Origin of the sequence: Pseudomonas saxonica (assembly GCF_007858365.1) — a bacterium.
Classification (GTDB): domain Bacteria; phylum Pseudomonadota; class Gammaproteobacteria; order Pseudomonadales; family Pseudomonadaceae; genus Aquipseudomonas; species Aquipseudomonas saxonica.
On sequence record NZ_VFIO01000001.1, the window covers coordinates 109301 to 122616 of the forward strand.

The 13316-nt window shown below is 51.1% G+C and carries 16 protein-coding genes and 1 tRNA gene; 4 read left to right on the top strand and 13 right to left on the bottom strand.

From position 1 onward, the window contains the following. Positions 1 to 270: 270 nt before the first annotated feature. Complete coding sequence (locus FJD38_RS00555; RefSeq protein ID WP_146383637.1) at positions 271 to 975, top strand: RES family NAD+ phosphorylase; 705 nt, start codon at positions 271 to 273, stop codon at positions 973 to 975. 57 nt (positions 976 to 1032) lie between these two features. Here the strand turns inward: FJD38_RS00555 and FJD38_RS00560 are convergent, their stop codons facing one another. From FJD38_RS00560 to thrS, 10 genes are all read right to left on the bottom strand, one after another. After that, a complete protein-coding gene (locus FJD38_RS00560) occupies positions 1033 to 1677 on the bottom strand; it encodes a helix-turn-helix domain-containing protein (RefSeq protein ID WP_146383638.1) in 645 nt (214 codons plus the stop codon). Between the two features lie 607 nt (positions 1678 to 2284). Continuing rightward, a tRNA-Pro gene (locus tag FJD38_RS00565) sits at positions 2285 to 2361 on the bottom strand. 88 nt (positions 2362 to 2449) lie between these two features. After that, positions 2450 to 2806, bottom strand: coding sequence for a MerR family transcriptional regulator (locus tag FJD38_RS00570; protein ID WP_122782897.1), 357 nt, complete (start codon positions 2804 to 2806; stop codon positions 2450 to 2452). Continuing rightward, positions 2787 to 3089 carry an integration host factor subunit alpha gene (gene ihfA, locus FJD38_RS00575; RefSeq protein ID WP_002553164.1) on the bottom strand — a complete coding sequence of 101 codons (303 nt, stop codon included), beginning with the start codon at positions 3087 to 3089 and terminating at the stop codon, positions 2787 to 2789. Before ihfA ends, FJD38_RS00570 begins: the two co-directional genes overlap by 20 nt. 3 nt (positions 3090 to 3092) lie before the next feature. Beyond that, the gene (pheT, locus tag FJD38_RS00580) at positions 3093 to 5471 is read right to left on the bottom strand and encodes a phenylalanine--tRNA ligase subunit beta (protein ID WP_146383639.1); all 2379 of its coding nucleotides are present in this window, start codon (positions 5469 to 5471) and stop codon (positions 3093 to 3095) included. 26 nt (positions 5472 to 5497) lie between these two features. Continuing rightward, a complete protein-coding gene (gene pheS / locus FJD38_RS00585; RefSeq protein WP_048383162.1) occupies positions 5498 to 6514 on the bottom strand; it encodes a phenylalanine--tRNA ligase subunit alpha in 1017 nt (338 codons plus the stop codon). A gap of 109 nt (positions 6515 to 6623) precedes the next feature. Next, positions 6624 to 6980 carry a 50S ribosomal protein L20 gene (gene rplT, locus FJD38_RS00590; RefSeq protein WP_146383640.1) on the bottom strand — a complete coding sequence of 119 codons (357 nt, stop codon included), beginning with the start codon at positions 6978 to 6980 and terminating at the stop codon, positions 6624 to 6626. A 29-nt stretch (positions 6981 to 7009) separates the two neighbouring features. After that, entirely contained in the window at positions 7010 to 7204 is a 195-nt protein-coding gene (gene rpmI, locus FJD38_RS00595; protein WP_002553160.1) for a 50S ribosomal protein L35, read from the bottom strand. A gap of 60 nt (positions 7205 to 7264) precedes the next feature. After that, positions 7265 to 7816: a translation initiation factor IF-3 gene (gene infC, locus FJD38_RS00600; protein WP_169835808.1), complete on the bottom strand. Its 552-nt coding sequence runs from the start codon at positions 7814 to 7816 to the stop codon at positions 7265 to 7267. Beyond that, positions 7816 to 9738: a threonine--tRNA ligase gene (thrS, locus tag FJD38_RS00605; RefSeq protein ID WP_122782899.1), complete on the bottom strand. Its 1923-nt coding sequence runs from the start codon at positions 9736 to 9738 to the stop codon at positions 7816 to 7818. The genes infC and thrS overlap by 1 nt, the downstream gene beginning before the upstream one ends. Positions 9739 to 10102: 364 nt before the next feature. Between thrS and FJD38_RS00610 the strand changes: the two genes are divergently transcribed. Both FJD38_RS00610 and FJD38_RS00615 read left to right on the top strand, forming a co-directional pair. Beyond that, a complete protein-coding gene (locus tag FJD38_RS00610) occupies positions 10103 to 10414 on the top strand; it encodes a hypothetical protein (RefSeq protein ID WP_122782900.1) in 312 nt (103 codons plus the stop codon). A 293-nt stretch (positions 10415 to 10707) separates the two neighbouring features. Beyond that, positions 10708 to 10920, top strand: coding sequence for a cold-shock protein (locus tag FJD38_RS00615; RefSeq protein WP_007905882.1), 213 nt, complete (start codon positions 10708 to 10710; stop codon positions 10918 to 10920). Between the two features lie 71 nt (positions 10921 to 10991). On the opposite strand, the gene FJD38_RS00620 is transcribed toward FJD38_RS00615, so the two are convergent. Together FJD38_RS00620 and FJD38_RS00625 are read right to left on the bottom strand one after the other, a co-directional pair. Continuing rightward, positions 10992 to 11300 (bottom strand): I78 family peptidase inhibitor, encoded by a 309-nt coding sequence (locus FJD38_RS00620; protein ID WP_122782901.1) that lies wholly within the window; start codon positions 11298 to 11300, stop codon positions 10992 to 10994. 161 nt (positions 11301 to 11461) lie between these two features. After that, positions 11462 to 11767 (bottom strand): hypothetical protein, encoded by a 306-nt coding sequence (locus FJD38_RS00625; protein ID WP_122782902.1) that lies wholly within the window; start codon positions 11765 to 11767, stop codon positions 11462 to 11464. A gap of 155 nt (positions 11768 to 11922) precedes the next feature. Between FJD38_RS00625 and FJD38_RS00630 the strand changes: the two genes are divergently transcribed. Beyond that, complete coding sequence (locus FJD38_RS00630) at positions 11923 to 12123, top strand: hypothetical protein (RefSeq protein ID WP_122782903.1); 201 nt, start codon at positions 11923 to 11925, stop codon at positions 12121 to 12123. Between the two features lie 9 nt (positions 12124 to 12132). On the opposite strand, the gene FJD38_RS00635 is transcribed toward FJD38_RS00630, so the two are convergent. Next, entirely contained in the window at positions 12133 to 13176 is a 1044-nt protein-coding gene (locus tag FJD38_RS00635; protein ID WP_146383641.1) for a LacI family DNA-binding transcriptional regulator, read from the bottom strand. Positions 13177 to 13316: the final 140 nt, after the last annotated feature.

Sequence of the window (13316 nt, forward strand, 5' to 3'; positions counted from 1 at the left end):
CTAGAAAGGCATTGATTCAACACCCTGCGACCTTAGGGCTTCGTCTTCAACAGCCCAGTTTTTGAGTAAAGGGCCCAGATTCCTCACGGGGCTTTTACTTAAAAAAATTAAAAACATAATGGCATGTCGCCATCCCCACATCTCATTGATAAACTCTCCATGTGACCAACCAATTCCGGGCGGCACCACTGGGAAACCAGTGTCCTACCACTTAAGCACTCAACAACGGTGACTTTATGGATAGAAAACTTTTCTTTGGAGATCATAAAAATGGGAAAAATCGGCGACGACAATAAAAGCATCGAACAATCAATTATTGACCTTTTCCACTTGGGCAAGCTTCCTGGCCAGAATGTAGAAGCGGAAACTACACTCTTCCGCATACAAATGCTGAAGTACAAGACCGCAAACCACTTTCATGCACCAGTACCCGATGGAAAAGAGATTAAATTGGGGCGCTTTAACGATCCTCTTTGTCAAAAGAAGATCTGGTACGGATCTGAGCTGCCGCTTGGTGCACTCGCAGAATTCTACGGACGCATACGGACCGTTAGCGGATTTGGGTTAGGGATGGTGCTAAATCATTCAGAACTCGCTAACGCAAATATGTGCGAAGTAAAAGCTCTGAGACCGCTACGGCTTCTGAATGTGAAAATTCTACTTGCAAAGCTAGGGTTCACAACAGATCAAATCACTAATAGTAGCTACTCTTTGACCACTGAAATTACCCGGATTGTGTCAAGACTTCCTGGGAATCCTTTTGATGGCATTGCTTATGAGTCTCGCCATTGGCCTGATGGGCGCTATTGCTACGCGCTCTGGATTGATGACGGCGAAGACCCTTTAGTATCAGAGGGCAGCCTTCAAGCAGTAAGTGACTACGTTTATCGCGGCGAGCTTTCAGCGCCTTATGAAGATGAAGACATTTCTGCCGAAGAGATGCTTACAGAGATCATGAATTATCTAGTGGTTTAAAAGTACTACTTTAAGCAGCATACCTCCAACCATAGGTATGCTGCTTTTTTTGCCCAACTAGCTAGGTACAGGGCTCATAAATAGCGCAGCCTCTCGCCTGATAGCTAATAAATCTTCTGCGGTACAACCGTGTTTAAGAAGCTCAGCAGGCAGTGACAGATTCCCATTTTCAAGGAGGATCGGATTAAGAAAAAATGTACATTGAGCTTCTGCACTCAAATCCTTTAGCAGTGCAAGAATTTCTTCCAAATGCTCCAATTTTCCTTTTTCCGTAAATTGAAAACCCGGAATCAGATAGTCATTCCCTTCTTTTATAGCAATAAGCTTTCCGGAAACTATGTGATTGTTCACGGTTTGACGACTGACCCCCAAAATCTCGGCAACCCTCTTGGCTTTGTAAACACCGCCAAAATCTTTGAGCCTGTCAAAAAACTCTACTCGCGCTGCTGCACGACGCGCAAGTTTTCTCTGCTCCCTTGTATTAAGTGAGCCAGCTACCGCTCCACTGATGGCGAATTTTTTGAGTATTTCTAAATCGGTCAGTGCGGCTGCCTCTTCGAGGGTATCGTCCTCCTTCCAATTAGAAAGAACTTGGGTGATCAGTTTGAGCAAACGAATAGATGTTGCTGCCGCGTCACGAGAGCTGCTCAAGCTAGCCTGGAGGTTAACGATAGCTTCGTGAACAGATGCATTCATATTCATGCGTGTGCCTCTTAATGCCTGATTGACGATTAAAGATACCTAAATATCCGTAAATCGTCAAATAACCCCGACCAAAGGCCTGTCAGAAATGGCGATGCAACACATGCTCACCAAGCTGCGTGCAGGAGTCCTTAGCCTCCGGAACCACTATTGCAGCCTGCTGACCTCTAAAAATACTCACCATTTCTCTATCAGGCTAGTGAAAATAACCAAAGCAAGATCGTGAATTCTTTAGAATATAAATAGCGAACTGCAAATTGCGCCCCCCCCACAATGTAGCGAGATCATTGTGAAGCCGATCGACTTCGCAGCCTAGTGAACGAATGCAGAACTAAAAGAATGCTTTCCCCTCTCCCTGAAGAGCACATCGCTGTGACTGCACAAAAAACCGGTAGGAATGAACAGAGAATTAGTGGCCACAAGAGTAAACGCATCAATAGTAACTACCAGAAAAAACCAAGCCGATGTGATCTGGTCGGACGCAATTCCAGACCTGAATATCAGCGAAATCACCGGATAGTTTTGCGCGCATTTTGCGCCAGTTTTGCGCAAAGCAGAAACGAGAAAGGGAACCAAGAGCGTAAACCCTTGATTCCCTTACAGAATATGGTCGGGACGGAGTGATTCGAACACTCGACCCCTAGCACCCCATGCTAGTGCGCTACCGGACTGCGCTACGCCCCGACTAGGCGTTACATCTGTCTTACAACTTGCTTGAACGTCGAGGAATATACCTTAAGCTTTTGAAATACGGAAGTATTTAAAACCAAGATTATTTACGAAGCACCTGCAAAACATCTTCGAGCTCAGAGATCGTTTGACGGATCAATTGCTTGTATTGAGTAGTATCGTCTTTGGCTTCATCACCAGAAAGCCGCAAACGCGCGCCTCCAATAGTGAAGCCTTGGTCGTAGAGCAATGCACGGATTTGCCGGATTATCAACACGTCCTGTCGTTGATAATACCGGCGGTTTCCGCGACGCTTGACGGGGTTGAGTTGAGGAAACTCTTGCTCCCAGTAGCGCAGTACATGCGGCTTGACCCCACACAATTCGCTAACTTCGCCAATGGCGAAGTAGCGTTTGCCTGGAATTGGCGGGAGCTCGTCGTTATGACTTGGTTCCAGCATATGCCTCTACTCGGGCCTTCAACTTCTGCCCTGGACGAAAGGTGACCACACGGCGAGCCGTGATCGGGATTTCCTCTCCCGTTTTCGGATTGCGGCCAGGCCGCTGTCGCTTGTCACGCAAATCAAAATTGCCAAAACCTGACAGTTTGACCTGTTCATTATCTTCAAGAGCGTGTCTGATTTCTTCGAAAAACAACTCCACCAACTCTTTGGCTTCGCGTTTATTCAGACCCAGCTCCTCATAAAGACGTTCTGCCATTTCAGCTTTCGTCAGAGCCCCCATACGTCACTTCCTTAGCGTGGCGTTCAACCTTTTTTCGAGCGAGGTGAGGATGTTTTGTGTCGTGGTGTTCACCTCATCGTCATTAAGAGTGCGCGATGGATGCTGCCAGGTCAAGCCAACTGCAAGGCTTTTTCTAAGCGGATCAATACCTTTACCCTGGTATACGTCAAATAACCTTAGGTCCGTGAGCCACTCCCCTGCATTCTCACGTATTACATCCAGTACGGAGCTGGCTGCTACCTCGCGATCCACCAGCAGCGCCAGATCACGACGAACCTCAGGGAAACGCGATAGCTCTTGGAATTTAGGCATTTTGCCCAAAGCCACTTCAGCCAAAACCAGCTCGAATACAAACACTGGCCGGTCCAAGCCCAACGTTTTCGAAAGCTCTGGATGGATGGCACCCACAAAACCTACTTCGCGGCCATCACGCTCGATGCGTGCAGTCTGGCCAGGATGCAGTGCGGGGTGTTTGCCAGGCACAAAGGTAAATGCATCCAGCGCGCCGGCAAAACCCAAGACCGATTCGACGTCAGCTTTAACATCAAAAAAGTCTACAACCTCACGTCCTTGCGCCCAACCCTCAGGCAACCGAGTACCGCAGACAACACCTGCGAGCATTGGCTCTTGTTTCAAGCCTTCTAACTGACCGACAAAACGCAACCCGCTCTCAAAGAGACGAACACGGTCCTGCTGACGGTTCAGGTTATGCTGAAGCGCTTTGACCAAACCAGGCCACAAGGTCGCACGCATTGCAGCCATATCGTTGGAGATAGGATTAGCCAGCAATAGCGGCTCTACTCCCGGGCTGAAAAGTTCGAACTGTTTAGGGTCGATGAAACTGTAAGTAATAGCTTCCTGATAACCACGCGCAACCAGCAGGCGACGCAGCTCTGGCAAATCGCTGCGCGCTTCTGCTTTTGCTTGTGGTGCCAGGCGGGCTTGTGGGTAACGAACCGGCAAGCGGTTATAGCCGTAAAGACGCGCCAGCTCTTCGATCAGGTCTACTTCAAGACTGATATCAAAGCGATGGCTTGGCACTTCAACACGCCACTGTCCTGCTCCCTCAGCAGTAATGGTCAGGCCCAGCGCACTGAGCAGACGCTCAATTTCGCTATCGTCCATTTCCATACCGAGCATCTGACTGATACGGGCTGCACGCAATGTAATGGGAGCAATCGAAGGCAGAAATTGTTCGTTGACAATTTCGACGATTGGACCGGCTTCACCGCCTGTGATGTCAAGCAGCAGACCTGTGGCACGCTCCATCGCTTCACGGGCCAGCTTCCAGTCCACCCCACGCTCGTAACGGTGCGAGGCGTCAGTATGCAGACCATAGGATCGGGCTTTACCCGCTACAGCGATCTGATCAAAGAACGCACTTTCGAGGAATATATCGCGGGTTGTGATAGAAACACCGCTGTGCTCCCCCCCCATAACACCTGCAATTGCCAGCGCTCGGGTGTGGTCGGCAATTACCAGCGTATCACTGCGCAGTGTCACTTCCTGACCGTCGAGCAGAACGAGCTTCTCGCCTTCCTCGGCCATACGCACACGAATACCACCATTGATCTCGGCGAGATCAAAAGCATGCAGCGGCTGCCCCAACTCAAGCATGACATAGTTGGTAATGTCGACGGCAGCATCAATACTCCGCACGTCGGCACGACGCAAGCGCTCGACCATCCACAACGGAGTTGGTCGGGACAGGTCAACATTGCGAATGACACGCCCCAAATAACGCGGACACGCAGCAGGCGCCAGTACTTCAACAGGACGCACTTCGTCATGCATCACCGTGACTGGGGTCACTACAGGGCGAGTAACCTCAGCTGCGTACAGCGCACCCACTTCACGAGCCAAACCGGCCAGAGAAAGGCAGTCGCCACGGTTAGGGGTTAAATCAACCTCGATGCTGGCATCTTCAAGAGCGAGGTAGACGCGGATATCTTCGCCAACCGGAGCGTCAGACGGCAACTCCATCAGACCGTCATTGCCTTCGCCCACTTGCAGCTCAGCTTGCGAGCACAGCATGCCGTTAGATTCGACACCTCGAAGCTTGGCTTTTTTAATTTTGAAGTCGCCCGGCAGTTGCGCGCCGATCATCGCAAACGGGATTTTCAAGCCTGGTCGCACGTTGGGTGCACCACACACAACTTGAAACGTCTCTGCACCGTTGCTGACCTGGCAAACGCGAAGCTTATCGGCATCCGGATGTTGCTCGGTGCTCAAGACTTCACCCACTACCACGCCACTGAAGTCACCGGCGGCCGGCGTTACGCTGTCGACCTCAAGGCCGGCCATCGACAGACGAGCAACCAGCTCGTCACGATCTACCTGCGGGTTAACCCAACCACGCAGCCATTGTTCACTGAATTTCATCCTGCTCTCCTAAAAATTCGTTACGACTAGCGAAATTGCGCGAGAAACCGCAAGTCGTTGTCGAAGAACAGACGCAAGTCGTTCACGCCGTAACGCAGCATGGCCAGACGCTCCACGCCCATGCCGAAGGCAAAGCCAGAAAACTCTTCCGGGTCGATACCAGACATGCGCAGCACGTTCGGGTGAACCATGCCGCAACCCATGACTTCTAGCCAGCCGGTCTGCTTGCACACGCGACAGCCTTTACCGCTGCACATCACGCATTCCATATCGACCTCAGCGGAAGGCTCGGTGAACGGGAAGTACGATGGGCGGAAACGAACGGCCAGCTCTTTTTCGAAGAAAACTCGCAAAAATTCTTCGATGGTGCCTTTCAAATCAGCAAAGTTGATATCACGGTCGACCAACAAGCCTTCGACTTGATGGAACATAGGGGAGTGAGTGATATCAGAGTCGCTACGATAGACACGACCCGGGCATACGATGCGGATAGGCGGTTGTTTCGATTCCATGGTGCGGACCTGTACCGGGGAGGTATGGGTGCGCAGCAGCATGTTTGCATTGAAATAGAAGGTGTCATGCATCGACCGGGCCGGGTGGTGGCCTGGGATGTTGAGCGCCTCAAAGTTGTGATAATCGTCTTCAACTTCCGGGCCTTCGGCAATGCCGTAGCCAATATGAGTGAAGAACTGCTCAATACGCTCCAGAGTGCGAGTGACCGGATGCAGACCACCCGAGGTCTGACCACGGCCTGGCAGGGTCACATCAATGGACTCGGCAGACAGTTTGGCGGCCAGATCAGCCTCTTCAAACAGTGCCTTGCGGGCATTGAGAACCTCTGTAACACGCTCCTTGGCAACGTTAATAAGGGCGCCGACTTGCGGACGCTCTTCTGCAGGCAAATTCCCCAGGGTCTTCATCACCTGAGTCAATTCACCCTTTTTGCCAAGGTATTGAACCCGGATTTGCTCCAGGGCATTGATATCTTCAGCGCTTTGCACAGCCTCTAGTGCTTGAGAGACCAGCGCATCCAGGTTTTCCATGTACAGACTCCAGATACAAAATAGGGGAAGAGCTTGAAGGCTCTTCCCCTATTTAAGACGTTTAGCACTCGAACCCACACAGGTGAGTTCGAGTAACTGTCGGGGGTACTTAAGCCAAGGCGGCTTTAGCTTTCTCGACAATTGCAGCAAACGCCGCTTTTTCGTTCACTGCCAGATCAGACAGAACCTTACGGTCGATCTCGATGGAAGCTTTTTTCAGGCCGGCGATGAAACGGCTGTAAGACAGACCGTTGATACGTGCACCAGCGTTGATACGAGCGATCCACAGAGCGCGGAACTGACGTTTTTTCTGACGACGGTCACGGTAGGCGTATTGGCCTGCCTTGATTACCGCTTGCTTGGCAACACGGAATACGCGTGAGCGTGCGCCGTAGTAGCCTTTAGCCAGTTTCAGAATTTTTTTGTGACGTTTACGGGCGACAACGCCACGCTTTACACGAGCCATGAGTTACTTCCTCTAGTCTTAACCAAAAATTAACGAAGGCGCAGCATGCGCTCGACTTTTGCCACGTCAGACGGATGCAGCAAGCTGCTACCGCGCAATTGACGCTTACGCTTGGTCGACATTTTGGTCAGGATGTGGCTCTTGAAAGCGTGCTTGTGCTTGATACCGTTAGCAGTTTTCAGAAACCGCTTAGCAGCACCACTTTTAGTCTTCATCTTTGGCATGTTCGGATACTCCGCATTCAGTTGATAAACATAATCAGAAGGCCTGCCGTGCCCAATTGATTACTTCTTCTTTTTCGGGGCGATGACCATAATCAGCTGGCGTCCTTCCATCTTAGGATGCTGTTCTACAGTCCCGTATTCCACAAGGTCAGCTTCAACCCGCTTCAACAGTTCCATACCCAGCTCCTGGTGGGCCATCTCACGGCCGCGGAATCGTAACGATACCTTGGCCCTGTCCCCATCACTCAGGAAACGTACCAGGTTGCGCAGTTTTACCTGGTAATCCCCTTCCTCCGTCCCTGGACGAAACTTGATTTCTTTAACCTGGATTTGTTTCTGGTTTTTCTTCGCTGCGGCAATCTGCTTCTTCTTTTCGAAGATCGACTTGCCGTAATCCATCAGCTTGCAAACAGGGGGTACTGCATCAGCGGAAATTTCCACCAAATCCAGTTTGGCCTCTTCAGCCTTAAGAAGCGCTTCTTCAATCGGGACAATGCCAAGTTGCTCGCCCTCAGCTCCGATTAACCGAACCTCGCGTGCCGAGATATTCTCGTTGATCGGGGCTTTCGGTGCAGCTCGTTTATCTTGTCTCATTTCACGCTTAATAATAATTACTCCGAATCATGGCGACCACGCCGGGAAACCGCTTGTGCGAGAAATTCAGCGAATTGCGCGACGGGCATTGAGCCCAGGTCAGCACCTTCACGTGTACGCACAGCGACAGTCTGCATCTCGACTTCCCGATCTCCGATAACCAAGAGATAAGGAACCTTGAGCAAAGTATGCTCGCGGATTTTAAAGCCGATCTTTTCATTTCTCAAGTCAGACTTGGCACGAAATCCGCTCTGATTGAGAGTTTTTTCAACTTCAGCGGCAAAATCTGCCTGTTTATCAGTGATATTCATGATCACTGCCTGAGTCGGCGCCAGCCACGCAGGGAATGCACCCTCGTAATGTTCGATCAAAATACCGACAAAACGCTCAAACGACCCGAGGATCGCGCGGTGCAGCATAACGGGGTGTTTGCGACTATTGTCTTCGGACACGTATTCGGCGCCCAGACGGATCGGCAGGTTGAAATCGAGCTGTAAGGTACCACACTGCCAGACACGACCCAGACAATCTTTCAGGGAGAATTCAATTTTAGGCCCGTAAAAGGCACCTTCACCTGGCTGCAGGTCGTATTTCAGGCCCGCACTGTCGAGGGCTGAAGCCAATGCGCTTTCGGCACGATCCCACAATTCATCAGATCCCACACGCTTTTCAGGACGAGTGGACAGCTTGAGCTCAATATCCTTGAAGCCGAAATCTGAATAAACATCCAGTGTCAGCTTGATGAAAGCAGCGGATTCGGCCTGCATCTGCTCTTCTGTACAGAAGATGTGCGCATCGTCTTGAGTGAATGCACGTACGCGCATGATGCCGTGCAGCGCACCGGATGGCTCGTTTCGGTGACACGCACCAAATTCGGCCAGACGCATTGGCAATTCGCGGTAGCTTTTCAAACCCTGATTGAAGACTTGCACGTGGCAAGGACAGTTCATGGGCTTGATCGCGTAATCACGGCTTTCAGACTCAGTCGTGAACATGTTTTCAGCGTAGTTAGCCCAATGACCGGACTTTTCCCACAAGCTGCGGTCGACAACCTGAGGAGTCTTGATCTCCAGGTAGCCATTTTCGCGCTGAATTTTACGCATGTATTGCTCAAGCACTTGGTAAAGCGTCCAGCCATTCGGGTGCCAGAACACCATACCTGGCGCTTCTTCCTGAGTATGGAACAGGCCCAGGCGCTTACCGATTTTACGGTGATCGCGCTTCTCGGCCTCTTCAATACGCATGATGTAGGCAGCGAGTTGCTTTTTGTCTGCCCAAGCCGTGCCATAGATACGCTGCAACTGCTCGTTCTTGGCATCACCGCGCCAGTAAGCGCCTGACAATTTGGTCAGTTTGAACGACTTCAGAAAGCGCGTATTCGGCACGTGAGGGCCGCGACACATGTCGACGTATTCTTCATGGAAGTACAAACCCATGGCCTGTTCATCTGGCATGTCTTCAATCAGACGCAGCTTGTAATCTTCACCACGCTGAGAAAAAAGCTCGATGACTTCAGCACGCGGAGTCACTTTCTTGATGACGTCGTAGTCTTTCTCGATCAACTGCTGCATGCGCTGTTCGATAGCCGCCATGTCATCCGGAGTGAACGGACGCTCATAGGCGATATCGTAGTAAAAGCCTTCGTCAATGACAGGACCGATTACCATTTTGGCCGTCGGGTACAACTGTTTGACTGCATGACCGACCAAGTGGGCGCAAGAGTGACGAATGATCTCCAGCCCCTCTTCATCCTTAGGCGTGATGATCTGCAAGGTAGCGTCGTGCTCGATCAAGTCGCAAGCATCAACCAGCTTGCCGTTGACCTTGCCGGCCACGGTGGCCTTGGCCAGACCGGCACCGATTGAAGCGGCGACCTCCGCTACAGATACCGGATGATCGAATGAACGTTGACTACCGTCGGGAAGAGTAATAGTTGGCATGGCGCCTCCTCTCCTAGTGGTGACCCCTACCAAAGGTCACGTGGGTTGGGATGAGCCAGTACGCGATTCGGAGGTATGCCTGCCTCACAGTGGCAGGAGCCTTACGGCAAACCGAAAACCGAACCAGAGTGACTGGAATTCAAATCAAAAAGGTTTATGGCTCTGCTTTGATGCGGCGTGCGCATGTAATCACATTAATGGCCAAGGGCGGCATGCTAGCACAGATGAATTCACGCCGCCCTTCTCGCTCAAACATACCCAGAGCAATTAAGTCGCCTTTGCAAAATTGTGAACTTGAGCTTCATTATTCCCTCAGATATTGCGTGAACCACTCTCTGCCTCAACGACTTAAAGGAAGATTCACATGCGCATGATTCGTTTCCTCGCCTTTGCAGCCCCACTGGCCTTTCTGCTACCGCTGACGGCCCAAGCCGACAATTGGCCAGCCGGGCAGAAAGCTGACTACATGAAAGAATGTGTGCCTGCCGCGAACAAAACCCTCAAAAATACAAAACTGGCTGAGCAACACTGTGCCTGCGGAGCAGACAAACTCTCTGCAAAACTCTCTACAACAGAAATACAGCAGTTGATGAACAAGGAAAAACAGCCTGACCAGAATCTGGTCAACAAAGCGCTGACTGCAATTGAGCCGTGCAAGGTAAAAGCAGCCAAATAGGTCGTAAAAAAGGAGTGCTTTAGGACTCCGACCAGAGCAAAACAGCCTTAAAAGCGTTTTTTTAGTGAAAACCGTACATCTTTCAGCTCTTTTTTTTTCCTGATCAAACGCCTTAAACCCCCCATAAAACGGGGGTTTTGGCCGCATTCGACGTAAGACAACAGCTAACAATGCAGCAAACTAGTGCTCAGGGGGGGTTCCAAACCGCACATTTCGACTATGATAGCTGAGTGTGCCCAGTTGGCCTGAGCAGCACAGTACTACTGAAAATATAAGTTTCTTGGAGATACACCATGTCTAATCGCCAAACCGGCACCGTAAAATGGTTCAACGATGAAAAAGGCTTCGGCTTCATCACTCCTCAAGGTGGCGGTGACGACCTGTTCGTACACTTCAAAGCTATCGAAAGCGACGGTTTCAAAAGCCTGAAAGAAGGCCAAACCGTTTCCTTCGTGGCTGAGAAAGGCCAAAAGGGTATGCAAGCTGCACAGGTTCGCGCGGAGTAAATCTCCTTCGAACAAAAAAACCCCGTCCATGTGACGGGGTTTTTTGTGCCTGACACAATGCTACATCCCGGTTAACCGCAGTTCACACGTGTGATGATTGCATTATTGTCCGCGTTGAGATTCAGTCGATCCGATCGGTACTCGAGGGTCATGATGTCTGAGGGCAACAAGATACGGGCCTCTTGCGCGCCCGCTTTTATACGGGCCTGCTCTAAAAGCTGGGACGATGCCTTTTGACCGATGACAAAATCTGCCGCCTTGGCATCGCAGCGAGTATGCCCCGCCTCAACCACTGGCTCTTTAACAGACTGAGTCGTACCGCACCCGGACAAGGCCAAAACCGCCACCAACGACCCCAATGACACTAGCTTCCAAGACATGAAGCCTCCTTAAAATAAATGTTCTGAACCTTTGCGACAGCTGATGAGCCAATAGGTTGCACAGGGCCGCTCGCAAAGAAGTGATTACACGCGAAGGCTAGAGTTTGCTTTAGCTGCAAAAGCATGCACACACCAGTTCATGACCAAATGTGTACTCAACCTCAGTAAATATCGATGTAATCAAACGCGGGATTTGGCCAATTATCATTCAACGCATTGTAAATCTGCATGACCCAGACACCATCACTCGCCGCGACCTTGCCTACATAGCCTGACCCGGCAGCCCAGGTTTCCAGCCTGAACAGCAGCCCGTCGATGTCCACGCCTCCTACTACGCCTGCCGAGATATAGGCCACACCGTTTTTAGTGACGCGTAATTGTGTATGCACATCGTCACTGGCCGAAGCCAACAAATCACGCACGGCCGCCTCTGTAAGTGCCTCGGGGTTGTTTAAATCAATCTGCATGGCCGCCCTCCCTCAAAAAATTCAAGTGTGATGCACTCCAGCCGGGTACGGAAGCGCAAACGCCAAAGAACGACATGTGATTAAGTTTTGCCTCGTGATAGCGTCTTGCCAGGACTTTGCTAAAATCCTCGCCTGAACGCCCTCTTGAGATACTCATGACTACAGTCACCATCGATGCAAACATAAAAGCCAAATGGCTCCAAGGGCAGTGCTCTTACAGCCCTGGCAGCCCTGAAGAACTGGCTATCATCGGGATTGACCTGTTAGTCAAAGAGCTTGGCACAGACGCGGCCCGGGCCTTTACCGACCAACTATTTGAAAAATACAAAGATACGGGCTTGTCGACTCCCACCTGAACTTGATCCTTAGCGACCAACTTGACCACCTTCGCCTTGTTGGCAAACCACTGAACCTGGATAGGCAGCCGTCGATTCTCGCAGCACAATACTCGGCGTTACGATGTGCTGCTCCACCTCGCGCTCAGGTGCAGAAATACGTCGCAGCAATAACTGCGCAGCCATCTCGCCCAATTGCAGAATCGATTGCCCGACTGTGGTTAAGGCCGGATACACATAGCGGCTCATCTGCACATCATCAAATCCGATGACTGAAAGATGATCCGGCACTCGAATCTTGCATTCTGCCGCCGCACGCAAGACACCAATTCCCATCAAGTCGTTGCACGCGAAAATAGCAGTAGGTCGATTACCTTCGAACAACCGGACAGCCGCCTGATAACCGCCCATACAGCTGAAATCACTCTCAAGCATCCAGTACTCGGGCACTTCAATCCCTGCCTCAGTCAATGCCCGCTGATACCCAGCCATACGTAACTGGGCCACGCGGGTGATTGCAGGACCTGCAATACAGGCAATGGCACGATGCCCAAGATCAAGCAAATGACGTGTGGCCAGATATGCGCCCAGCTCATGATCGATACGCACGAGGTCTGCGTGAATGCCTTCCAGATTGCGGTCAACTATCACCATAGGGGTGCGCACACCCAACAGCCCACTCGCCAACCCCACGTCCCCACCGGCCGAGGCGACAACCAACCCGTCCACGCGTTTCTCTAACAGCACTCGCAGATAGTTGCGTTGTTTATCCGGATCATCGTCGCAGTTGCACAAAATGACGCAATAATTATTACGTTCGCAGTAATCCTCAATGCCCCGCGCCAGCTCGGCGAAATAAGGATTGAGGCTATTGGCCACCAACAGCCCAATCGTGGCCGTAGTCTTTGCTTTCAGTGAACGCGCCACTGCGCTGGGCACATAATCAAGATGTGCAATGGCCTCCTCCACTTTTAAACGAACCGGCTCACTGACAGGGCGTGTCTTGTTCAGGACATGAGAAACCGTTGTGTAGGAAACACCTGCCATTGCCGCTACATCTTTAATGGTAGCCATCGCTCAATTCCATCGCTCTACCCGTTTACCGGGGTTAATGTCCACTATGACGCTCGTGAATATGACAGTACCCCGACTACACGGGAAGAACTCCCGCGCTCAACGCATCGTGTACTGCTGGCGGCGCGCATCTGCGGTGA